This window comes from Roseibium sp., from assembly GCF_051016195.1.
Classification (GTDB): Bacteria; Pseudomonadota; Alphaproteobacteria; order Rhizobiales; family Stappiaceae; genus Roseibium.
Window position 1 is genome coordinate 1,773,306 of the sequence record NZ_CP134616.1, and the last position, 20,736, is coordinate 1,794,041.

A 20,736-nucleotide genomic window follows, 5' to 3' on the forward strand; every position below is an offset into this window, starting at 1 on the left:
GCTCACGGGCGCTGCGCATTCAGGGCTGACCGCATGTTCCTCAGCGTCTTCGATATTTTCAAGATCGGGATCGGTCCATCGTCGTCGCACACGATGGGACCGATGACAGCCGCTGTCGATTTCCTTGACCGGTTGGCGACTGGTGACGGCGGACGGTTTCCACCCGCAAAAGCCGCACGGTTAAGCGCCTCGCTTCACGGATCGCTGGCCTTCACCGGCAAAGGCCATGCGACCGACCGTGCTGTGATGCTCGGGCTGCTCGGTTTCCGTCCCGACAGTGTCGACGCTGATCTTGCGGAACAAAAACTCTCGCAATTGAAGGAGGCGCGGTCCCTGGTTGCCGGTGACTGCGGCCGCGTCCATTTCGATCCGGATCAGGACCTGGTTTTCGACTACGGACCCGCCCTGCCACTGCATGCAAATGGCATGAAGCTGACCGCACTGGACAAGGACGGTCACGTTCTGCTTGCCGAGACCTACTATTCCATCGGTGGCGGGTTCATCGCAACGGAAGCCGAACTCCAGGCGGCGGCAAAGGCGCCGGACGTGGATCTTCACGAAGAAAAGGAAGCCATCGGTTATCCGTTTCCGTTTGGATCTGCAGCAGAAATGCTCGAGATGGGACGCGCCTCGGGCCTGAGCATCGCCGACATGAAGCGGGCCAACGAGGAGTCCGTCCTCGGAAGCGACGCGCTCGACAGCCGTCTCGAGGCGATCTGGTCGGTCATGGATGCGTGTATCACACGCGGCCTCACGCAAGAGGGCATCCTGCCCGGAGGATTGAGCGTCAAGCGCCGGGCAAGGGCCATTCATCAGCGCCTTCTGGACCAGAGCGGTTCAAACAACCAGCAGCCGCACGCCGTCAACGACTGGCTTTCCGTTTACGCAATGGCAGTGAACGAGGAAAACGCTGCGGGCGGCCAGGTTGTCACGTCTCCGACCAACGGCGCGGCAGGGGTGGTGCCGGCGGTGATCCGGTATTACCGGGACCACTGTGTCGACACATCCCGGACGGGGATCGACGATTTCCTGCTGACGGCAGCCGCGATCGGCGGGCTGATCAAGCACAACGCGTCGATTTCAGGTGCGGAATGCGGCTGCCAGGCGGAAGTCGGGTCGGCCTCTGCAATGGCGGCTGCAGGACTGTGCGCAGCGCTCGGCGGAAGCAACGCACAGGTGGAGAACGCGGCCGAGATTGCGCTCGAACATCACCTCGGCATGACATGTGATCCGGTGAAAGGGCTTGTCCAGGTTCCCTGCATCGAGCGGAACGGCATGGGTGCGATCAAGGCCGTTTCGGCCGCTTCACTCGCACTCCACGGGGATGGCGTTCATTTCATGCCGCTGGACAATTGCATCGAAACGATGCGGCAGACAGGGCAGGACATGCGTGACAAGTACAAGGAAACCTCCCTCGGCGGTCTCGCCGTCAACCTGCCTGAGTGCTGAAAACGTGCGTCAGGACGGCCGGTCTTCGGACGGCGAGGCTGGCGTGCTACAAGCTGGCATCAGGCCTGCATGCGACAATTTTGGTCAATCCCGGATTTTGGCGTATCTGTTGGTGACTTTTTAAGCCGCTGCCGCTATGGAAGCGCCATGATCAGACGCCTCTACGACTGGACACTGTCCCTTGCCGCCGGACCGCGCGCACCTGCCGCGCTCGGGTCCGTTTCCTTCGTTGAAAGTTCCTTCTTTCCCATCCCGCCGGACATCCTGCTGATCCCGATGGTAATTGCGCGCAGAGAGAAGGCCTGGTGGTATGCGCTGCTGTGCACCCTGACATCTGTTCTCGGCGGCATACTGGGTTACCTGATCGGCATGTTCCTGTTTGAACAGGTCGCCGAACCGATCCTGAGCTTCTACGGCAAGATGGACAAGTTCGACGAGTTCAGCGCGGTGTTCAATCATTGGGGCTGGTGGTTCGTCTTCATCGCCGGTCTGACACCCTTTCCCTACAAGGTCATCACCATCGCCTCCGGCGTGGCCGGGCTCAGCCTGCCGATCTTCATTGTCGCCAGTATCGTCTCCAGAGGAATTCGTTTCTTCATCGTCGCCGGACTGCTTTATTTCTTCGGCCCGCCGATCAAGGACTTTATCGAGAAACGCCTCGGTCTCATGTTCACCCTATTTGTGGTGTTGCTGGTCGGTGGCTTCATACTGTTGCGCTACATCTGATTGAAGAGGATGCGATGATCCAGGGCTTGAACGCTCGAAACGTGACCGGCCTTGTCCTGGCGGGCGGGCTTGCCGTGATTGCAACGGCCTGGGGCTTTCAACTGATTGGCGGATATGTTCCCTGCAAGCTCTGTCTGGAGCAGCGGGTTCCCTACTATGCGGGTCTGCCGCTAACGGCGCTTGCCCTCGCGCTGATCGCAACGCAGCGGACGGTTCTGGCCCTCCTGGCTCTTCTTGGCGTGGCGGCGATCTTTGCCTATGGATCGGGCCTGGGTATTTACCAGGCAGGGGCCGAGTGGCAGTTCTGGGCGGGCCCCAATGATTGTGGGGGCGGCTCGGCAGCACCCGACTCGGCCGCGAACATGCTGCAGGCGCTACAGTCGACACGGATCGTCAGCTGCACCGAAGCCAGCTGGCGCATGCTGGGTCTTTCCTTTGCCGGTTGGAATGCGGTCGCATCAGGAGGGCTTGCCATCCTTGCCCTCGTTGCGGCTTTTTTGTTGAATCGGGCGGGAAACACAGCGACTGTGAACGCATGAGTCAAAAAAAGCATCCGAAGGAAGAACAGCGCGAGGAAGCCCTCAAGGCACTTGATCGCGTCCAGGCCGAAAGCGAGACGATCGTCGGTTCGACCTTTGTGCGCATGGCCGACAGGGCAAAAGATCACTTGAGTGCCGCCGACAAGGACGAAGACGATCAGATCGAGGTCTGGGGAACCCGTATAGGCAGGGGAGCCGGGGTGATTTTCGCGATCGGGCTGGTGATTTACCTCGCAGTCACCTACCTGTAGCCGGAAGTCTGCGTTTTTTGAGAACCAAGGCAGGTATCATGGCATCCGTCCGACCGATCAGCCGCAGCGACTGGTCAGACCTCAAGGCACCGGATCTGTCCGATTTCGAACGGATGGCCAGCGAAGTCCTCGCGGGCCTGCCGGACGACGTGCTGCTGCGCTGCGGCCACATCCAGGTAAGCCTCACGGACTACGCGCCTGACGACGTTCTGGATGCGCTGTCCATCGAAGATCCGCATGATCTGCTTGGGCTGTTTGAAGGGCAGGGCCTTGCGCATGGAGGCGATGCTGAGCATACCGGTCAGATGCCGAACCGTATCTGGCTCTTCAGACGGCCTATTCTCGACTATTGGGCGGCGATGGACGAAACACTCGGCGATGTCGTGGCGCATGTCCTGATCCATGAAATCGGCCACCATTTCGGCCTGTCCGACCAGGACATGGAACGCATTGAGGCCGCCGCGGACCTTTGATCCGCCTGCGGCCTCACCTGAGTTGTATTCTTGGCAATTCCTACTCGGCCGGCGCAGCCTGGGCGCGTTCGATCGATTCAGTGATCAGTTTCTTTGCCACTTCGGCGCCCTCGACACCGGTGACCTTCACCCATTTACCGGGTTCCAGATCCTTGTAGTGCTCGAAGAAATGCTTGACCTGATCTACCGTGATCTGTGGCAGGTCGCTCACATCGTGAATGTGCGCATAACGCTTGGTGAGTTTCTGTCCGGGAACAGCAATGATCTTTTCATCCTGACCGGACTCGTCTTCCATCATGAGGACGCCGATGGGGCGGCAGGACATGATCGCCCCTGGGACGATCGGACGTTGATTGACAACCACCACGTCGATCGGGTCGCCGTCGCCGCACAACGTGTGCGGAACGAAACCGTAGTTGCCCGGGTAACGCATCGGAGTATAGAGAAAGCGGTCGACGTACATGGCACCGGCGTCCTTGTCCATCTCGTATTTGATCGGCTCGCCGCCCACAGACACCTCGATGATCACGTTGATGTCTTCCGGCGGGTTGCTGCCGATTGGCACGGCGTCGATACGCATTTTGAAACTCCTGTTGATTACTGCAGCGTCTATCGCAATCCTGCCGGAGAAGTTCAAGCTATTATTTTGCATTGCACCAAAAGTCGAAAGCACTGATCAACTCGCACAAACGGTTCCGGAGACATCACAAATGCTGAGAAATTTATCCTTCATCCAGCGATACCCGGCCCTCCTGGCGATTGCATTGGCCTGCGCCGGCTCGAGTGCCGGGGCGGAAGAGATCACGAGCGCTTACACCAAGATCGAGCTTGAAACATGCACCCAACTGGAAAGTGCCGCGGATGAAGGAACCTTCGGCGGCAGCTGGAGCTGTCCCGGGTATGAAGGGGTTCAGGTTCTTGTTTCGGAAGGGGATCTGCGCATGTTCGTTTCGTTCGGACCCGATGCGGCGCGGGAACCAGCCGCCGGTCAGACGCTTCCCCAGTTCAACACGATCAACGAGACGCTGGAGTGGCGCTTGCGGGACGGGGTGCCGGTTGCAACGATCCTGAGGTGGTTTCCCAGTCTTGACGAAGGCCGAAGGACCGGAAGCGTGCTCATCGTGACCCAGCTGAAACCGGGAGCGACCTGCCAGATCGGCAGGATCGACGCGCAGGCAAACCCGGGTGCCAATCAGATGAGCCGCGATCTGGCGGACAGCATGGCCGGCACTTACGATTGCGCCGCGCCTCCGACGGTTCCCGGGAACAGGGGCATATTGTATTGACGCCCATATCAGGAGGTCAGGTGTTCTTGCCCGGCCAGGTGTAGATGGAGAGTTCCATGCGCCGGCCGCCCATCTTGTACCAGGATTTGGCAGTCAGCCTGCCGCCAAGGGCACGGTAGAAGTTGCGGGCGGGCTCGTTGTCACTGAGGACCTGAACGGCAAGGCCCTGCAGGTTTCTTGAGGCAAGTGTCTTGCGCACGCTGGCGAAGAGGGCCTTTCCGAATCCAAGCCCCTGGTATTCCGGCTTTAGATAGAGTTCGTAGATTTCCCCTTCCATCGCGGTATCGCGCAGGCGGCATCGCCCGAATGTCGCGTAGCCGGCGGGGATATCGGCGACGCTCAGGATCTTGATCTCGACACCGCGTTCCAGGGCGCCGCGCCACCAGCCCGTGCCGCGCCGCGACACCATTTTCTGGAGGTCGACGCCATGCAGCACGCCCCGGTACGCACCGAGCCACGCCTCGCTGTGAATGCCGGCGAGTGCTTCGCAATCTGCGGGCCGTGCCGCGCGTAAATCGATCAGATCCGTGCTCATCCTGATCAAAGGATACAACAAGCGTGGAAATGGAGAAGGGGCAAATGTGCGCGCGCGCTCGAAAAGTGAGCGGCGACTTGTGGCCGGCAGACAGGCTGCGGTTCATGAGACCATGGTGACGCAAATGAAAAGGGCCGGCATAATGCCGGCCCTTCAGTTGCCCTGATGTTTGACTCTGTAAATCTGGCTGACTGGTAAGAACCCCGGGGGGCTGGGGGGCTAATGCATTCCGCGATCCTTACTGGTCACACCCATCAGGGTATGATGGAAATATGGGTAGTCAAAATGGCTTGCCAAGGGCTGGATTGCGGCAAAATCAAGGAAATTTGGGCATTCTTTCGGGGCAAGTTGCCGTTACGTAAAAAATAGCCTGCAATCATGCTAAAACCGCCCCTTCGCCTCACGCATTCGTGAGCCGGAAACATGTTTCTGAATGCGCGGGCTTGCCATTGGCCCCAATTGCGACGCATCATGACAGGAAGATGATCCCGGCACCGATCGACCGGGGCCGTTTGCGGGGTAACGATCGCATGGAGGCGGAATGAGCGAAGCCGATGATAGCGCGTTTCAGCGCGGCGCGGGAACCAACCCGTCGCCGCTAAGCCAACCGGCTCCACCTCCCAAACCTGTCGTCGCCTTCAACCGGAAAGAACTCGACACGATCCTGCGGCTCTATGGCCGAATGGTTGCGGATGGCGAGTGGCGCGACTATGCAATGGATCTTCTCAAGGACAAGGCGGTCTTTTCCGTATTCCGGCGGACGTCCGAAATGCCGCTCTACCGTATCGAGAAAGACCCGAAGCTGTCGCGCCGCCAGGGTGCTTACAGTGTTGTCGGCGCGGGTGGCATGATCCTGAAACGCGGCCATGATCTTGCACAGGTCCTGCGTGTTCTGGAAAAGAAAAAACACCTGCGGGTGGTCGACGCCTGATCGGGCTGAAACCAAACAATTCAACAGACACAAAAAAGCCCGGCATGAGCCGGGCTTTTCCGTTTGTATGCAGCGTATTGCTTATTCGCGGTTGCCGAACAGCTGCAGCAGCATCAGGAACATGTTGATGAAGTCGAGGTAGAGACGCAGCGCGCCCATGACGGACTTCTTGGTGGCAACTTCGCCGCTGTCACCTTCGTAGTACATTTCCTTGATCTGCTGGGTGTCGTACGCGGTCAGGCCGGCGAACACCAGAACACCGATGACGGAGATCGCGAACTGCAGGGCGGAAGACGCCATGAAGATGTTCACGATCGACGCGATGATGATCCCGATCAGACCCATGAAGAGGAACGAACCCCAACCGGAGAGATCCTTCTTGGTGGTGTAACCGAAGATGCTCAGCGCACCGAAGGATGCGGCCGTGATGAAGAACACGCGCGCGATCGAGCCACCGGTGTAGACCAGGAAGATCGACGACAGCGAGATTCCCATGATGGCCGAGTACACCAGGAACATGGTGCGCGCGGATGACGCGCTCATGGACTGGACGCGGAACGAAAGCCAGAGCACCATTCCAAGCGGAGCGAGCATCACGACCCATTTCAGCGGGCTGCCGTAAAGCGTAACGCCGAGCTGGGTGAGCATCGTTCCGTTGCCCATCGTGGCAACAGCCGCGCTCTGATCGGAGGTCGTCGCCAGCATCATTGTTGCCAAAGCGAAGAAACCGGTCAGCGCAAGGCCGATGGTCATGTAGTTGTAGACGCCCAGCATGTAGGCGCGCAGGCCCTGATCGATGCCGGCCTCGGCGCGCGAGCCGGCAACGGTGTAGGCGCCTTGAGATTGACGGTCAAAGGTCGACATGGTTGTGTTCTTCCCCTTCTAGATCGATTTTTGCATGTACCATTACATGCAGCACAACTCCCTCAACATATGGGAAAATGCGGACACAAGCACAAGATCGATTTTCTGAAAAAATCTTAATCTTTCTGCTCCTGACCGCACTATACCTCATTATGCTTAAGGAAATGAGAGTTATTTCATTGCCTTGAGGCGGGATGCGATCTGGCGGTCGCAATCGCCACCCGGATTGCGCACGATCTCTTCCGACGCAAAATCAAGGATTTCCCGTTCCTTGTTGCGCATCTGTTCGACGGTTACGCCCGGTTTGAACCACTGCAGGACCGCGTAGTCGCCGCCCGCGTCCGTCAGGAATGCGACCGGTTTGCCGCCTTCGGTGATGCCCATCCGGCCGACGCGCACTTCCTCGATCGAAATCTCCTTTGCTTCGCCGTCAATGGTCATCTTGGACTTGCCGACATTGAGTTTCTTGAGTTTCGATCCGCTGGTTCCGACCCAGTTGCCGAAGAACCGCTTGCCCTTCTTTTCCACGGACAGGCAGGAGTTCTCGAAATTCGGGATCGACAGGCGCGCCGCCGAGACCTCGACCGGTTGTTCACCCTTGGGAGCAAGCGTGTATTTCATCGAATTTTCGCCGGTCCGGTAAACGCGGATTCCAACAGGCGTGTAGCCCGAGTCACCCATCGTGCGGCTGAAGAAATCGAACTGGTTTTCGTCATTCGTGCCGGCGCGGCGATAAAGCCAGCGTTTCGGCAGGCCATCCTCGAAAACCAGCCAGTCGCTGACGACAAGTCCACGCGGACCTTCCGGCGTGTTCAACTGCCAGACACCCGTGTGAAACGGGCTTTCGGCCTGTGCCGGCGTCGTGAATGGGAGCGCTGCCATCGACGCGACGATCCCTGCTGCCGCGATGACTTTCAGTGCTGACCGCTTGGTTACTTCAAACATGGAACCTGCCCTTTTTCCGTTCCGTTTCCCGAGCTATTCGGATACCCAAGAACGGAGGTGCATGCAAGCAGGACCCGGTTGCATAGTATGACGAGAAACCGGGTTTTTGAAACAGTCGCTGCAGGGAGGCCAGAAACGGCGGTCAACGTCAGAGATTGCGCAGGACGGGAGCGGGTTTCTCACCAAGAATCCGCCAGGTGCCGATCAGGCCGAATCCGACCGTCAGCACCAGCGCGACCAGCGCCGCTCCTGCAGCTGTCACCGGCATCAGCACAAAGGATCCTTCCATGATGCGCGTGATCACGAACCATGCTGCAATTCCGCCCGCGACAAGCGCAAACACGGCGGTTGTGAGGCCCAGAATGGCGTATTCCATGCCGTAGGCCAAAATGAGCCTCGGCCTCGTGGCTCCGATCGTTTTCAGGATGACAGCGTCGTAGATGCGGTTTCTATGACCAGCGGCAAGAGCACCGGCGAGTACCAGGACACTGGCGATCAGGGTAATGGAACTGGCGCCGCGTATCGCCCATGCCAGCTGGGCGACAAGATCGTTGACCTGCGCGATCGCGTCCTTCACGCGCACGGATGTCACCGTCGGGAACGTGTTCGACACGGTCTTCAGGAGGTCCAGTTCGGTCTGCGTCGGAACGTCCTCTTCCCAGCCAAGCGTCATGAGATGGGCGTGGGGCGCACCGGCAAAGGTGTTCGGGGAAAAGACCATGACAAAATTGATCGACAGGGATTGCCATTCGATGTCGCGGAAGTTGGCGATCTCCGCCGAGATCTCACGTCCCAGGACGTTGACCGTGACCTTGTCGCCGATGTTCAGTCCGAGATCCGTGGCTGCTTCTGCGTCGAACGACACGAGCGGCACACCGGAATAGTCTTCCGGCCACCAGCTTCCTTCCGTCAGTTTTGAGTTTTCAGGAAGCGCGGTTTCATAGGTGATCCCGCGGTCCCCGCGCAGGACCCAGTCGGATCCTTCCTGCGCCGGTTCGAACTGGTCGGACGGAATGTCGTTCAGGCTGACGATGCGCCCGCGCAGCATCGGCACGCTACGCATCTCGCTGGAAGGCGCTTCCGCGCGGAGCAGATCGTTGAACGCATCGCGCTCATGGCTCTGGATATCAACAAAAAAGAAACTTGGCGCCTTGTCCGCCATCGTCGCGGTCAGTTCGCGCCTGAGGTTGCCGTCGATCAGGGCCAGTGCGACAAGCAGGGACAGACCAAGTCCGAGCGACAGGACCACAGAGGGCGTGAGCGCTCCCGGCCGGTGGATGTTCGCGATCGCCAGCCGCAATTCGGTGGAGCGCACGCTCGGCAGCCTGCGCGCCAGTGCCATGATCACCCTGGCCACCAGCACAAGCAAAATGAACGCTCCTGCCGATGCCGTGATGTAGACGGTGGCAATGAACTTGTCGTGGGACAGCAGCACCGCGATCCCGGCCAACAGGACAACCATGATCGCGGTTGCGGTCAGATACCGCTTGCGCGGCAGCTTCGTGCCCCCGGTGACGATGTCGCGGAAGAGCGCTGTAGGGGGAACATCATGCGCGCGCCCAAGCGGCCACAAGGCAAATGCAAGTGCCGTCAGAAGCCCGTAGACAAGCCCGAGGCCGAGTTCCGCCGGATAGATGTTTGCTGCAAGCTGAACGGGCAGAACGTTGGCGAGGGCCGCCGCGGCCGCGAACGGTATCAGGGCACCGATCGCCAGCCCGATCCCGATTCCGATCAGCGCGATCACCAGCATCTGAATGAGATAGATCCGGAAGACGAAGTCACCGGTCGCGCCGAGGCACTTGAAGCTCGCGATGACTTCCCGTTTGGTTTCCAGGTAGGCGCGGATGGCGTTTGCAACGCCGACACCGCCGACAACGAGTGCGGTCAGGCCCACGAGTGTCAGGAACTGGGCAAAGCGTCCGATGCTGCGCTGAAGGCCCGGCGATGCGTTCGCGCGCGACCGGATTCTCCAGTCCGCTTCCGGCTGCTCGGCCTTGACCTGCTCAATCACGTTTTCGATGTCTCCAAGGGCCGGCGCCGGCGACATGCGAACGCGGTAACGCCAGCGCACGAGACTTCCCGGTTGCACCAGGTCGGTATCGCCGATCGCCGCATCGGAAATCATGAGGCGCGGACCGAATTCCATGCCGCCCGTCAGCTTGTCCGGCTCGGTTTCGATGACATCCGTGATGCGGACCGTCGAACGGCCAAGCGCCAGAGTGTCGCCGATCTCGACATCCAGCCGCGCGAGCAGCGCCAGGTCCGCAACCGCCCCCCAGACGCCGTCCTGCTGCGACAGCGCGTCGTCAAGGGACCCGCCGGATTGCAGGTCGAGCGTGCCATAGAGCGGATAGGCGTTGTCCACGGCCTTCAGTTCGACGAGGGCCTGTTCTCCCGTGTCGGAGCGACGCGTCATGGCGCGCAACGTTGCAACACGCGAGACCGAGCCGAGGGTTTCCAAAAACGCCGTCTCCTCGGCTCCCGCCTGCCGGTGGATCAACGAAAAGGAGAGATCGCCGCCCAGGATTGCCTGTCCTTCATTGGCGATGCCTTCGGTCAGCGCCCGGGAAACCGACGTAACGCCGGCAATCGCGGCGACACCGAGGGCGATGCAGGCGATGAAGATGTAGAAACCCTTTAGGCCGCCCCGAAGTTCTCTCAAGGCGAAGCGGCTTGCCAGGGCGAATGTCTGATTGCCGGCGGCTGAGCCGGAAGGCACAAAGCCGCTCATGCGGTGACCTCTTGCTGCGCGACCTGCCCTTCAGCTGTTTCCTCCTCGATTTCACCGGAGCGGACCCGGATCATCCGGTCGCATTGTTCGGCAAGAGCGGGGTCGTGGGTCACCAGAACCAGCGTGGTCTTGCGCTCGCGCTGTGCGCTGAACATCAGGTCGACGATCTGCGTGCCGGTCGAATCGTCGAGGTTGCCTGTCGGTTCGTCCGCAATCAGGATTTCGGGTTCGACAACGAGGGCGCGGGCAACCGCGACGCGCTGTTGCTCACCGCCTGACATCTGCGCCGGGTAGTGGTGGAGGCGATGTCCAAGGCCGACCGCGTCCAGTTCCGCCTTTGCCTTTTCGAAAGCGGAAGTGTCGCCCGCGAGTTCAAGCGGCACGGCGACGTTTTCCAGCGCAGTCATGTTCGGAACAAGGTGAAAGGACTGGAATATGATGCCGACCTTGCGGCCCCGGAACCGCGCGAGCTGGTCCTCCGACAACGGTCCGAGCTCGGAACCGGCGACAACAACGGTCCCTTCGTCGGCCCGCTCGAGACCGGCCATCACCATGAGCAAGGTGGATTTGCCGGATCCGGACGGTCCGACGAGACCAACCGACATTCCCTTTTCTATGTCGAGGTCGATGCCTTTCAGGATGTGGACCCTGCCGGCGCCCTCCCCAAGCGTTAGATGCACGTTCTTGAGGGAAATCGCGGGTGTATTTGTCATCATCAGACCTTTACAAAGGGCTTGGTTGACGTCTTCCTGATCGACGTCCGTACTCGACTTTTGAGCGCTCTGCGACCATATGGGCCTGATGTGGTTGGTCTTCCAGTCCTGAAAGAGTTTTAAAGTGAACCGTTTCTGCCTAATTTTCAGCGTTCTGGTGTTCCTGTTTTCACCGGCAACCGCCTTTTCCGCCGACCTGAAGCTTGTTGTTCTTGGTGACAGCCTGTCCGCCGGGTATCAGCTGGGACCGGAGGAGGGCTTTCCCGAACAGCTGCAAAAAGCCCTTGATGAGCGGGGATTTTCGGTCGAGGTCGTCAATGCGGGCGTGTCGGGCGACACCACTTCCGGTGGCCTCTCACGGCTCGACTGGTCGGTCGGCCCGGACGCGGATGCGGTCATCCTCGAGCTGGGTGCAAACGACGCCCTTCGTGGTATTCAGCCTGATCTCACGCGCAAGAACCTGGACGAGATGACACGTCGGCTGCGCGAGCGCGGCGTTGAAGTGCTGCTTGCCGGGATGCTCGCGCCGCGAAATCTCGGTCCCGAATATGCTGATGTTTTCGATCCGATCTATGCAGACCTTGCAAAGTCGCACGACGCGTTGCTTTATCCGTTCTTTCTTGAAGGCGTCGCCCTCAACTCGGACCTGAACCTTTCCGATGGCATGCACCCGAATGCGGACGGTGTTGCCGTCATCGTTGAAAACATCCTGCCGAAAGTAGAAGAACTTCTGGCAAGAGCCCAATCCTCCTGAGGAGCCGTCCGGCTCCCAGACCCTGCGTTTCCGCAAGGGCTTATCCGAAAACCTGAAGGAATCTCAGATGGAAAAGCGCCGTCTCGGCCGCACCGACATGCATGTGAGCGCTCTTTGCCTCGGAACGATGACGTTCGGCGAACAGAACACGGAAGCCGAAGGCCACGCGCAAATGGACTATGCCGTCGACCACGGCATCAACTTTTTCGATGCGGCCGAACTGTATCCTATTCCTGCAAACCGGGAGACGCAGGGACGGACAGAACGCATCATCGGAACCTGGTTCGAGAGGACGGGGCGGCGCGACAAAGTCATCATGGCGACCAAGGTTGTCGGGCGTACGGTGATGGACTGGTTTCGCGAGAACGGCCAGACGGGGGAATTGTCGCGCAAGCAGATCGAGTTCGCGGTTGACCGCAGCCTCAACAACCTGAAGACCGATTACATCGATCTCTACCAGATCCACTGGCCGGACCGGAACGTGTCCGGCTTCGGTTCCAATCCGGCGCGCTGGAAGGATGCGGAACCGGTCGAAAATGAAAACAGCATCCAGTCGACGCTCGAAATCATGGGCGACCTGGTCAAGGCAGGAAAGATCCGGGCCGTCGGCGTTTCCAACGAGAGTTCTTGGGGCACGATGCGGTACCTGGCAGCGTCGGAGCTTTACGACGTTCCGAGGATCGCTTCCATCCAGAATGCCTACTCGATGGTCAACAGGACATTCGAAACGGGCCTGGCTGAAATCGCGCGCCGCGAAGATGTCGGGCTGCTCGCCTATTCATCGCTCGCACAAGGCTATCTGACCGGAAAGTACCGCAATGGCGCATTGCCGGGCGGAGCCCGCAAGACCCTCTTCAACAAAATGCAGCGCTACGAACACCCGCGGACATTCGAGGCGGTGGATGCCTATTTCAATCTTGCGCAGGCGGCCGGGCTCGACCCGGCACAGATGGCGCTGGCTTTCGCTAAATCGCGCAGTTTCATGACGTCCGTCATCATTGGTGCAACCCGGATGGATCAACTGGAAACGGATATTGCTGCTGCCGATCTCGTGTTGAGCGACGATGTGCTTTCGAAGATCGACACCATTCATCAGGAATTCGGAAACACCGCGCCGTAGGCATTTCGAGTTTGTCCGCGCGGAAAGAGAATCATTTTCCGTCTCGGGTCCGATTTTTTTCGTGCCGGGCTGCGCCGATTGAAGACGTGCAATCCGAATTCCGATTCCACTTCAGAAACTTAGATTTTTGTCTTGCGATTTTCATGAAGTTGATTCCTCATGGATTTAGACAGCGACTGCGGAGGGAGACCCCATGCCGCGCCTATTCACAGGCCTTGAGATTCCGTCTGAAACGGCTCTCATGCTTTCCATGCTCCGGGGAGGCCTCCGGGGCGCCCGCTGGATCGACCCGGAGAACTATCACCTCACGCTGCGCTTCATCGGAGACATCGATGATCGTACCGCGGATGAAGTTGTCGCCGCACTTGATCGCATTCGGCGTGATCCGGTCGAAATCCGGTTGACCGGCCTCGGATCTTTCGGAAACGGAAAGCCGCATGCCGTCTGGGCCCGGGTCGAGCCGACGACACAACTTGCCGAGCTGCAGGCCGAGCAGGAACGGATACTGCAGCGGATGCATTTGCCCGCAGAGCGGCGGAAATACATACCGCATGTGACGGTCGCACGCTGCAAGACGTCGACCAACGAGGATGTCGCCAAGTGGTTGAGTGAACGCGGCAACTTCCAGGCGCCGCCCTTTGTCGCGGGGCGCTTCGTTCTCTTCTCGGCAAAATCGAGTGTCGGTGGCGGTCCCTACCTGGTGGAAGAGGCCTATCCGCTCGCTGCCTGATCCAGGAGCCCGGCATAGACCTCGAGCGTGCGGCTGCACATCCTTTCGACCGAGAAATTACGGTGCACGTGGTCAAGCGCCCGCGCCTTCATCGCCTCAAGCATTCCAGGTTCCTGCGCTAGGACCGAGTTGATCGCGACCGCAAGCGCCATCGCGTCGTCGGGCACGACCCGCCAGCCCGTGCGTTCGTCTTCCGCGACCTCGGGTGGTGCCAGCACAGTTTCCGGGACAGCGCCGTGGTCGGATACGATGACCGGCACGCCAGCCGCCTGCGCTTCCACCGCCGCTCGGCCAAAGGCTTCGGGCTCGACAGAGGCGACAACCGACATGTCGGCGAGCGCAAGGGCCGCCGGGACGTCGCTGCAATGTCCGACAAGCCGGACCTGGTCCTGCAGTTCGTTTTCGGCGATCATCTGTTTCAGTTCCGCGGCATAGCTGTCCCGGCCCTGTGCATCACCCGCCAGAATCGCGACCGGGTCCCTGTGTCCCATGTCGCGCAAGCTGGCCATGGCTTCGATGACGACCTTCTGACCCTTCCAGGCTGTGAGGCGGGCCATGTTCAGCACGATCGGTTTTCCAGCCGGTACGCCCCAGCTGTCCTTCAAGGCCTGTTGCCGGAGAGCGCTGACACTTTCAGGTGCGAGGCCTTTCAGGTCCGAGCCGCGCGGAATCACGGTTATCTTCCTCGCCGCAAACGGATGCCGCGCGGTGATCAGGTCGGCGATGAAGCGGGAGTTGGCGATGACGGCGTCTCCGCGCGCCATGACCGAATTGTAGAGGGACTTCAGGGCGTTCGATTGTTTGTAGGTGCCATGATAGGTGGTAACAAACGGGATGCGCGCCAAGCGCGCCGCGCGCAGTGCCGACCAGGCGGGCGCCCGACTTCTCGCATGAATGATATCTGTCTTTCTTTCCGTGATTAGTTCCTTCAGCGCATCTGCATTCCTGAAAAGTGTCACCGGGTTCTTGGACTTGACCGGCAGGACGATATGCTCGGCGCCCGAAGCTTCCAGTTCCGCGACCATCTGCCCGCCCTGACTGACCACCAGTGCCGTGCCGCCGGCATCGACGATCGCCCGCGCCACATCGAGCGTGGTGCGTTCCGCGCCGCCCGAATTCAGGTCCGGGATCACTTGCAGGACAGTCGTCCCGGGTTTGAATTGTTGCAATTCCTGTCTCCGGAGAGCTTTAAAGTTCGGCTCAGCCGTGTCAAAGGGCAGGCTGAAGCGTCACCAGGGAATGAGAGCCATAATATGGGTGGACAGGAACCGCAATTCATTCAGGTCGGAAAAGGCGGCAGGGAACGCAGGATTGCGGTCGATATTGCGGAAGGACGTGCACCGGCTGTGCTGTGGCTGTCCGGGTTCAAGTCCGACATGACCGGCACGAAAGCGGAGGCCGTTGCCGATTTCGGCAGGCGCAGCGGCCAGGCCATAGTTCGCTTCGATTATTCCGGTCACGGGCGGTCCGGCGGCCGGTTCGAAGATGCGTGTGTATCCGACTGGCTGGAAGAGGCAGAGGCGGTCTTTGACAGGTTCTGCGGTAAGGGCGCGCTGCTTGTCGGGTCATCCATGGGTGGATGGATTGCGTTGCTTTTGACGCTGAGCCGGAAGGCGGCGGGACGGATTAAGGGACTTGTCCTGATCGCACCAGCCCTCGATTTCACCGAAGAGCTGATGTGGAAGAAGCGCTTCAATGATGACATCCGGACGGCGATTCTTGAAAAGGGATTCTGGGCTCAACCCTCCGACTACAGTGACGACCCTTACGTCATCACGCGAAAACTGATCGAAGACGGACGGGACCATTTGCTGTTCGGGCGTGAACTGCATCTCGGCGTTCCGATCACGATCCTGCAGGGGGCAAAGGACCCTGATGTGCCGGCAAGCCACGCGCAAAGGTTGGTCGAGGCTCTGCCACGTGACGATGTGACGTTTTCTCTTGTGCCCGACGGCGATCACAGGCTGTCGCGTCCGCAGGACATCGCACTCCTGCTTCGTTCGCTCGAGGCCGCGCTTTCACATTCGGCGCCCTCAGACAGGTAAGGTCTCACGGCCGTTTTTCATAACCCGGTACCAGGACCAGAACAGACGGGCCGCGACAGCGCGATGGGGCGCCCATTTCAGCGCGATCTCGTCGAGGTCGCGCACTGCCGGTCTTGTTTCAAGACCCAAGGCGTCCTGTACGGCGATCTGCAGTGCAAGGTCGCCGCTCGGGAAAACATCGGGATGCCCTGCGCAAAAGAGCAGGAAGATATCTGCGCTCCATCGTCCGATGCCCTTAATTTCGCAAAGGGTCGCGTGTGCCTCACTGGCCGGCACTTCTGCAAGTCTTTCCAGATCCAATCCGCCTTCGCAGGCGGCCGCCACGGCGCGAATTGTTTTGATCTTGGGACGGGAAAGTCCTGCTGCTGCCAAATCCGCGTCGGAAAAGTTCGCGAGCGTCTCCGGCGTCAGGGGAGAAATGAGTGCGCGCACCCGTTCAAAGATCGCGGCCGCGCTGGCAACGGAGACCTGTTGAGCCGTGACGATCTGCGTGAGCCCGGCAAAGTCGGCGGCACGCCGGCGGAGCGGCAAGGCCCCCGTGGCACTGGCGATCGCGGCCAAGTCCGGATTTGCACCGAGAAGGGCCGTCAATCCCCTCTGAACGTCCGCGTCGGTCTCAATCGGTGTCATATCGGTGGTCTTGTCTTGCACGGTGCGGCGGGGATGATAGGTATACAGCCGGTCATGATTCATGTCCGCGTCCGCGTCAACCCGTATCCGCCGCCTTCATGAGCACACCTGTCTTTCGTTTCGCCCCTTCCCCGAATGGATACCTGCACATCGGCCATGCGCTTTCCGCTTTGTTGAATGCGCGCGCGGCCGTGGCTCTGGAAGGGCGTTTCCTGGTGCGCGTCGAGGATATCGACCAGGCGCGTTGCACGCCGGAGCTCGAAGCCGGCATGTTCGAAGACCTGGCGTGGCTCGGCCTGCCCCTTGACGAGCCGGTCCTGCGGCAGTCCGACCACTTTCCAGACTATCGTGCGGCGCTCGAAAGGCTTCAGGACATGGGCCTGATCTATCCGGCCTACTTGTCGAGAGCCGAAATCAGGCGTTTCGTGCACGGCAGCGAGGAAAAAGGACAGAGCTGGCCGCGTGATCCTGACGGCGCGCCGCTTTATCCCGGTGACCGGGCGGTTCTTTCCGAAGGTGAACTCGGGAGCCGCATGGACAGCGACGCATCGTTCACCCTTCGCCTCGACATGCAAAAAGCACTTACCCGGATCGGACCCGGCCTCACCTGGCAGGAAGCCGGTTCAGAGGGGAAGGCACTGTTCGGGCCCGCGGAAGCGGTCGCGGTCGATGCGGCAAGTTGGGGGGACGTGGTGTTGGCGCGCAAGGATACGCCAACCAGCTATCATCTGGCCGTGGTGATTGACGACGCGCGCCAGGGCATCACAGACGTGCTGCGCGGGCAGGATCTTTATCACGCGACAAGCGTCCACCGCGTTCTGCAGGTATTGCTCGATCTGCCGGAGCCCGTTTACCGGCATCACCGGCTTGTTCTTGGCCCTGATGGGTGCAAACTTTCGAAATCGAATGATGACACAAGCCTCAAGTCGTTGCGCGAAGGCGGGCTTGGGCTCAGGCAACTGCGGCGGCGCATCGGTCTTTGAACAGGGCGGTCAAAACGCGCCATCGAACCAGTAAGCCAGAAACGACGTCCAGAGGCTCATGGTGCCGATTGCCGCGAGGGTGGTCAGCGTGATCGCATTCGCCGACATCGCATGTCCGGTGCCGTACCGGTTGGCAAATATGTAGGCGTTCACTCCGGTCGGGCAGCCGGCGGCGAGGGTTGCTGCGGCCGTCCACAGCGGGGGAAGCTGAAATAGGAATGCCGCCGCCAGAAATACGACAGCCGGCATGATGAAGATCTTGATCGCGCCAAGCAGAAACCCGGGCAGGATGTTCCCGCGCAATCCGTAGTGTACGAGGCTCATGCCGAGAGAGAGCAGGGCCAGCGGCAGGGCCGTTGCAGCAACACGGCGCAGGACGTCGTCGCCGATGTCCGGTATTTCCAGTCCGGTCTGACGCCAGATCAGCGCGAAAATCACCGTGATGATTAGCGGATTGGTGCAGACTTTCCTGCCTGCCTTAAGGGCGAGCTTGCCGACTGGCGGCATTTCGATGCCGCTGTCGATTGCCGCCGTTCGCTCCATGGCGATCGCCGTCAAAACCGTCATGGTGGCAAGGTGAACGGAAATGATCAGGAGGAGCGGCACAAGCCCGTCATTGCCATAGACAGCGGCAACAAGGGGCATGCCGACAAGCACGAGATTGGAGTAAGAGGCCGATATTGCTCCGATTGCGCCGGCTCGTGCCTCGCGGCGAAACACCTTTCGAATAACCAGTGTTCCAAGCATCCATGCAACCGCGACGCCCATGAAGTAGCTGCCCCAGAGCGTTGGCGGAAACCCGCCGGACAGGTCCGCATTGATGAGCGAGCGAAAGATCAGGACAGGCACGGCGACAATGAAGACAAAGTCGCCGAGCGCTTCGCCGATGGACTGGTTCAGGACGCCAAAGCGAGCGAGGCAGTAGCCAATCCCGATCAGGAGAAAGACGGGGGCGACGATCAGGAAGGTTTGTGCAAGCATCCGGTTTCAGCGAGGCTTTGAGGGCGAAGGGGCGCAGGTAAAAATTTGCGGTTGGGAAATGCTTTTAGGGGATTGGATCGCGCGCGGCTAGCCTTCAAAATGACGACAACGAAAGACACTGGACCTTCCCGTTTCACCCGAACGCTGGAACCACGGTGATCCGACTGTTCCTGCGCGAAGAAGGAACCGGGCCTCATGCCGGACCGTGACGACGAAGCTGTCAAGCTGGCATTGCTGGCACATGATCTCAGAACGCCGCTTGCCGCGATGAGGCTGACCGCGGAACTCATCGGCAGCAGGCCGTTGGATGATGACCAGTTCGACAAGCTCTCGATTCTCATTCGGTCAATTGATGCGCTGACGGACATGACGGGAGAACTTGTCGAAGCGGTCAGTTCAGATGGAGGGACAGAGCCCCCGCAACATGCGGTTGTGGAGGTCGTTGGGGACTGTGCGGAGCTGTTCCAGATTGCGGCCGACGAGAAAGGCCTCGCATTCGAGATCCACCTGGAACCGGCCGCGGCGGATTTCGTGACGGCTCAAGCCGCCGAGTTGCGAAGGATCGTAACGACGTTGCTGGATAACGCGGTGAAATACACCGTACAGGGGTCGGTCAATGTCGAGGTGATGCAGGCCACGCGTTCGGCCGAAGACCAAGCAGAAAATGCGCCCGAATTTGTCTGTGTCGCGGTGACTGACACGGGCCCGGGTATCGATGCGGATGAGCAAGACGAGCTGTTTCGTCCTTTTACGCGCGGCAAACGTGGTCTAGAGACAGCCGAGGGATCGGGCCTGGGTCTTTGGGGAGCGGCCTCTCAATCGCGCGAACTGGGCGGGCAGATCCGTCTGGTACGGCCCGAGGCGGGCGGAAGCCGGTTCGAGCTTTACATCCCCGCGCAAAGAGGCATTGCGGAAGCCCGGCAGCCCGTTCTGGACAGCGTGCCGCTGGTCGAGAAAACAGCAGCAACAGCTGCGGCCCATGTCCTGATCGTGGACGACAACGAAACCAATTGCCGCCTCATGTCGGCCTTGATGGAATCGTTCGGATATTCCTTTGACGTGGTCCATTCGGGCGATGGGGCGCTGGACGCGCTTCAACGTACCGATTATGACGCGGTGCTTCTCGACCTCAACATGCCGGGAAAAAGCGGGGTTGAAACCGCGCGTGAAATCAAGACCGACCCGGCGAAGGCACACTTGCCGCTCATTGCCGTGACCGCTGCGGTTGAGGCCGTTGGCGAAACGCAGCTGCGGGCGGCCGGTTTCGCAAACGTCATTGCTAAACCGCTTTCACCGGCGGAGCTGTTTGCAGCGCTCGAACGCGTGCGTCTCCAGGGCGAACAGTCGTCCTCGATGCGTTGATGCTGCCAGGCCGTTCCGGACCGGGCGATTCGCCGATTTAGCCGCGTGCGGCCGTTTCCAGCGCAAGTTCCAGCCGGTCGTCACCCCAAAAGAGTTCACCGCTTTCAAGAACGAAACTGGGCGCACCGAAGATCCCGCGCTCCTCGGCTTCCGAAACCGCCGCCCGCAGGCCGATCTTGGTTTCGGAGCTGCCCGTATCCTTGAGTGCCTGGGTGACGGGCGCGCCCGCTTCCAGCAGAAGATTGGCCATCAGGCCTTCGTCCGAGATATCAAGGCCCTGTCCGAATTCAGCGACATAGACCGAACGCGTAAATGCTCCGATCCACGATTGCTGCCGGCCGCCATGGGCGATCCTTGCCGCGAGAAGGCTATGCTGGGGAAACGGTGCGGGCATCGTGAAGGGCAGGCCGTATCTTTCGCATTGCCGTTCCATGTCCTGCCACATGTAGCGTCCCTTGGCAGGATGAAGGTTGAAGGGAGAGGTGTCCCAGCCCTGTTTCTTGAAAATGGGTCCGAGCAGGAACGGGCGCCAGGCAATGCGGATGTTGCAGTCATGGGCCAAGGTCTCGATGCGCATGGCCGACAAGTAGCTGTATGTGGATGCGAACTCGTACCAGAATTCAATCAGGGGGCGTTCGTCCGCTCGTGCCGAAACGATGTCGGACATTGCATGCTTGCCGGGCTGGCG

At 60.1% G+C, this 20,736-nt stretch carries 23 protein-coding genes; 13 read left to right on the forward strand and 10 right to left on the reverse strand.

Going from position 1 to position 20,736, the window contains the following annotated elements; genetic code table 11:
• Positions 1-33 precede the first annotated feature (33 nt).
• The 5 genes from RDA78_RS08170 (at position 34) to RDA78_RS08190 (ending at position 3,438) form a co-directional block, all read left to right on the forward strand.
• Positions 34-1,449, forward strand: coding sequence for an L-serine ammonia-lyase (locus RDA78_RS08170; RefSeq protein WP_434054830.1), 1,416 nt, complete (start codon positions 34-36; stop codon positions 1,447-1,449).
• 147 nt (positions 1,450-1,596) lie between these two features.
• A complete protein-coding gene (locus tag RDA78_RS08175) occupies positions 1,597-2,175 on the forward strand; it encodes a YqaA family protein (protein ID WP_434054831.1) in 579 nt (192 codons plus the stop codon).
• A gap of 14 nt (positions 2,176-2,189) precedes the next feature.
• Positions 2,190-2,714 carry a disulfide bond formation protein B gene (locus RDA78_RS08180; RefSeq protein ID WP_434054832.1) on the forward strand — a complete coding sequence of 175 codons (525 nt, stop codon included), beginning with the start codon at positions 2,190-2,192 and terminating at the stop codon, positions 2,712-2,714.
• Positions 2,711-2,965 carry a hypothetical protein gene (locus RDA78_RS08185; RefSeq protein WP_434054833.1) on the forward strand — a complete coding sequence of 85 codons (255 nt, stop codon included), beginning with the start codon at positions 2,711-2,713 and terminating at the stop codon, positions 2,963-2,965. Before RDA78_RS08180 ends, RDA78_RS08185 begins: the two co-directional genes overlap by 4 nt.
• A 38-nt stretch (positions 2,966-3,003) precedes the next feature.
• Complete coding sequence (locus tag RDA78_RS08190) at positions 3,004-3,438, forward strand: metallopeptidase family protein (RefSeq protein ID WP_434054834.1); 435 nt, start codon at positions 3,004-3,006, stop codon at positions 3,436-3,438.
• 40 nt (positions 3,439-3,478) lie between these two features.
• Here the strand turns inward: RDA78_RS08190 and ppa are convergent, their stop codons facing one another.
• Positions 3,479-4,018 carry an inorganic diphosphatase gene (gene ppa / locus RDA78_RS08195; RefSeq protein ID WP_434054835.1) on the reverse strand — a complete coding sequence of 180 codons (540 nt, stop codon included), beginning with the start codon at positions 4,016-4,018 and terminating at the stop codon, positions 3,479-3,481.
• A gap of 130 nt (positions 4,019-4,148) precedes the next feature.
• Here ppa and RDA78_RS08200 point away from each other — a divergent pair, with 130 nt between their 5' ends.
• A complete protein-coding gene (locus RDA78_RS08200; protein WP_434054836.1) occupies positions 4,149-4,724 on the forward strand; it encodes a hypothetical protein in 576 nt (191 codons plus the stop codon).
• Between the two features lie 16 nt (positions 4,725-4,740).
• Here RDA78_RS08200 and RDA78_RS08205 read toward each other — a convergent pair whose 3' ends face one another.
• Entirely contained in the window at positions 4,741-5,259 is a 519-nt protein-coding gene (locus tag RDA78_RS08205; RefSeq protein WP_434054837.1) for an N-acetyltransferase family protein, read from the reverse strand.
• A gap of 541 nt (positions 5,260-5,800) precedes the next feature.
• Between RDA78_RS08205 and RDA78_RS08210 the strand changes: the two genes are divergently transcribed.
• Positions 5,801-6,190, forward strand: a complete 390-nt coding sequence (locus RDA78_RS08210; RefSeq protein ID WP_434054838.1) for a DUF2794 domain-containing protein — start codon at positions 5,801-5,803, stop codon at positions 6,188-6,190.
• Positions 6,191-6,271: 81 nt separating this feature from the next.
• Here RDA78_RS08210 and RDA78_RS08215 read toward each other — a convergent pair whose 3' ends face one another.
• From RDA78_RS08215 to RDA78_RS08230, 4 genes are all read right to left on the reverse strand, one after another.
• The gene (locus tag RDA78_RS08215) at positions 6,272-7,054 is read right to left on the reverse strand and encodes a Bax inhibitor-1/YccA family protein (RefSeq protein ID WP_421980192.1); all 783 of its coding nucleotides are present in this window, start codon (positions 7,052-7,054) and stop codon (positions 6,272-6,274) included.
• 171 nt (positions 7,055-7,225) lie between these two features.
• Complete coding sequence (locus tag RDA78_RS08220) at positions 7,226-7,999, reverse strand: hypothetical protein (RefSeq protein WP_434054839.1); 774 nt, start codon at positions 7,997-7,999, stop codon at positions 7,226-7,228.
• 148 nt (positions 8,000-8,147) lie between these two features.
• Positions 8,148-10,730 (reverse strand): ABC transporter permease, encoded by a 2,583-nt coding sequence (locus RDA78_RS08225; RefSeq protein ID WP_434054840.1) that lies wholly within the window; start codon positions 10,728-10,730, stop codon positions 8,148-8,150.
• The gene (locus RDA78_RS08230; protein WP_434054841.1) at positions 10,727-11,443 is read right to left on the reverse strand and encodes an ABC transporter ATP-binding protein; all 717 of its coding nucleotides are present in this window, start codon (positions 11,441-11,443) and stop codon (positions 10,727-10,729) included. Before RDA78_RS08230 ends, RDA78_RS08225 begins: the two co-directional genes overlap by 4 nt.
• A 142-nt stretch (positions 11,444-11,585) precedes the next feature.
• On the opposite strand from RDA78_RS08230, the gene RDA78_RS08235 reads away from it, so the two are divergent.
• From RDA78_RS08235 to thpR, 3 genes are all read left to right on the forward strand, one after another.
• On the forward strand, positions 11,586-12,197 hold the full coding sequence (locus RDA78_RS08235) for an arylesterase (RefSeq protein WP_434056119.1): 612 nt from the start codon (positions 11,586-11,588) through the stop codon (positions 12,195-12,197).
• A 67-nt stretch (positions 12,198-12,264) separates the two neighbouring features.
• Positions 12,265-13,317: an aldo/keto reductase gene (locus tag RDA78_RS08240; RefSeq protein ID WP_434054842.1), complete on the forward strand. Its 1,053-nt coding sequence runs from the start codon at positions 12,265-12,267 to the stop codon at positions 13,315-13,317.
• Between the two features lie 193 nt (positions 13,318-13,510).
• Positions 13,511-14,047: an RNA 2',3'-cyclic phosphodiesterase gene (gene thpR, locus RDA78_RS08245; protein WP_434054843.1), complete on the forward strand. Its 537-nt coding sequence runs from the start codon at positions 13,511-13,513 to the stop codon at positions 14,045-14,047.
• Here the strand turns inward: thpR and RDA78_RS08250 are convergent.
• Complete coding sequence (locus tag RDA78_RS08250; RefSeq protein ID WP_434054844.1) at positions 14,029-15,216, reverse strand: glycosyltransferase family 4 protein; 1,188 nt, start codon at positions 15,214-15,216, stop codon at positions 14,029-14,031. The genes thpR and RDA78_RS08250 overlap by 19 nt on opposite strands.
• Positions 15,217-15,300: 84 nt before the next feature.
• On the opposite strand from RDA78_RS08250, the gene RDA78_RS08255 reads away from it, so the two are divergent.
• A complete protein-coding gene (locus tag RDA78_RS08255; RefSeq protein WP_434054845.1) occupies positions 15,301-16,092 on the forward strand; it encodes an alpha/beta hydrolase in 792 nt (263 codons plus the stop codon).
• Here RDA78_RS08255 and RDA78_RS08260 read toward each other — a convergent pair.
• Positions 16,081-16,722: a DNA-3-methyladenine glycosylase family protein gene (locus tag RDA78_RS08260; RefSeq protein ID WP_434056120.1), complete on the reverse strand. Its 642-nt coding sequence runs from the start codon at positions 16,720-16,722 to the stop codon at positions 16,081-16,083. The genes RDA78_RS08255 and RDA78_RS08260 overlap by 12 nt on opposite strands.
• Before the next feature lie 98 nt (positions 16,723-16,820).
• On the opposite strand from RDA78_RS08260, the gene gluQRS reads away from it, so the two are divergent.
• Positions 16,821-17,705 (forward strand): tRNA glutamyl-Q(34) synthetase GluQRS, encoded by an 885-nt coding sequence (gluQRS, locus tag RDA78_RS08265; protein WP_434054846.1) that lies wholly within the window; start codon positions 16,821-16,823, stop codon positions 17,703-17,705.
• A 9-nt stretch (positions 17,706-17,714) separates the two neighbouring features.
• Here the strand turns inward: gluQRS and RDA78_RS08270 are convergent, their stop codons facing one another.
• A complete protein-coding gene (locus tag RDA78_RS08270) occupies positions 17,715-18,686 on the reverse strand; it encodes an AEC family transporter (protein WP_434054847.1) in 972 nt (323 codons plus the stop codon).
• 195 nt (positions 18,687-18,881) lie between these two features.
• Here RDA78_RS08270 and RDA78_RS08275 point away from each other — a divergent pair, with 195 nt between their 5' ends.
• Positions 18,882-20,048 (forward strand): ATP-binding response regulator, encoded by a 1,167-nt coding sequence (locus tag RDA78_RS08275; protein ID WP_434054848.1) that lies wholly within the window; start codon positions 18,882-18,884, stop codon positions 20,046-20,048.
• Positions 20,049-20,085: 37 nt separating this feature from the next.
• Here RDA78_RS08275 and RDA78_RS08280 read toward each other — a convergent pair whose 3' ends face one another.
• Positions 20,086-20,715, reverse strand: a complete 630-nt coding sequence (locus RDA78_RS08280; protein ID WP_434054849.1) for a 2-hydroxychromene-2-carboxylate isomerase — start codon at positions 20,713-20,715, stop codon at positions 20,086-20,088.
• Positions 20,716-20,736: the final 21 nt, after the last annotated feature.

What these genes read in the sequence shown, in the direction of transcription:
- RDA78_RS08170 (WP_434054830.1), top strand. Translation starts at nt 34, where the DNA reads ATGTTCCTCAGCGTCTTCGATATTTTCAAGATCGGGATCGGTCCATCG.
- RDA78_RS08175 (WP_434054831.1), top strand. Translation starts at nt 1,597, where the DNA reads ATGATCAGACGCCTCTACGACTGGACACTGTCCCTTGCCGCCGGACCG.
- RDA78_RS08180 (WP_434054832.1), top strand. Translation starts at nt 2,190, where the DNA reads ATGATCCAGGGCTTGAACGCTCGAAACGTGACCGGCCTTGTCCTGGCG.
- RDA78_RS08185 (WP_434054833.1), top strand. Translation starts at nt 2,711, where the DNA reads ATGAGTCAAAAAAAGCATCCGAAGGAAGAACAGCGCGAGGAAGCCCTC.
- RDA78_RS08190 (WP_434054834.1), top strand. Translation starts at nt 3,004, where the DNA reads ATGGCATCCGTCCGACCGATCAGCCGCAGCGACTGGTCAGACCTCAAG.
- ppa (WP_434054835.1), bottom strand. Translation starts at nt 4,018, where the DNA reads ATGCGTATCGACGCCGTGCCAATCGGCAGCAACCCGCCGGAAGACATC.
- RDA78_RS08200 (WP_434054836.1), top strand. Translation starts at nt 4,149, where the DNA reads ATGCTGAGAAATTTATCCTTCATCCAGCGATACCCGGCCCTCCTGGCG.
- RDA78_RS08205 (WP_434054837.1), bottom strand. Translation starts at nt 5,259, where the DNA reads ATGAGCACGGATCTGATCGATTTACGCGCGGCACGGCCCGCAGATTGC.
- RDA78_RS08210 (WP_434054838.1), top strand. Translation starts at nt 5,801, where the DNA reads ATGAGCGAAGCCGATGATAGCGCGTTTCAGCGCGGCGCGGGAACCAAC.
- RDA78_RS08215 (WP_421980192.1), bottom strand. Translation starts at nt 7,054, where the DNA reads ATGTCGACCTTTGACCGTCAATCTCAAGGCGCCTACACCGTTGCCGGC.
- RDA78_RS08220 (WP_434054839.1), bottom strand. Translation starts at nt 7,999, where the DNA reads ATGTTTGAAGTAACCAAGCGGTCAGCACTGAAAGTCATCGCGGCAGCA.
- RDA78_RS08225 (WP_434054840.1), bottom strand. Translation starts at nt 10,730, where the DNA reads ATGAGCGGCTTTGTGCCTTCCGGCTCAGCCGCCGGCAATCAGACATTC.
- RDA78_RS08230 (WP_434054841.1), bottom strand. Translation starts at nt 11,443, where the DNA reads ATGACAAATACACCCGCGATTTCCCTCAAGAACGTGCATCTAACGCTT.
- RDA78_RS08240 (WP_434054842.1), top strand. Translation starts at nt 12,265, where the DNA reads ATGGAAAAGCGCCGTCTCGGCCGCACCGACATGCATGTGAGCGCTCTT.
- thpR (WP_434054843.1), top strand. Translation starts at nt 13,511, where the DNA reads ATGCCGCGCCTATTCACAGGCCTTGAGATTCCGTCTGAAACGGCTCTC.
- RDA78_RS08255 (WP_434054845.1), top strand. Translation starts at nt 15,301, where the DNA reads ATGGGTGGACAGGAACCGCAATTCATTCAGGTCGGAAAAGGCGGCAGG.
- RDA78_RS08260 (WP_434056120.1), bottom strand. Translation starts at nt 16,722, where the DNA reads ATGACACCGATTGAGACCGACGCGGACGTTCAGAGGGGATTGACGGCC.
- gluQRS (WP_434054846.1), top strand. Translation starts at nt 16,821, where the DNA reads ATGAGCACACCTGTCTTTCGTTTCGCCCCTTCCCCGAATGGATACCTG.
- RDA78_RS08270 (WP_434054847.1), bottom strand. Translation starts at nt 18,686, where the DNA reads ATGCTTGCACAAACCTTCCTGATCGTCGCCCCCGTCTTTCTCCTGATC.
- RDA78_RS08275 (WP_434054848.1), top strand. Translation starts at nt 18,882, where the DNA reads ATGCCGGACCGTGACGACGAAGCTGTCAAGCTGGCATTGCTGGCACAT.
- RDA78_RS08280 (WP_434054849.1), bottom strand. Translation starts at nt 20,715, where the DNA reads ATGTCCGACATCGTTTCGGCACGAGCGGACGAACGCCCCCTGATTGAA.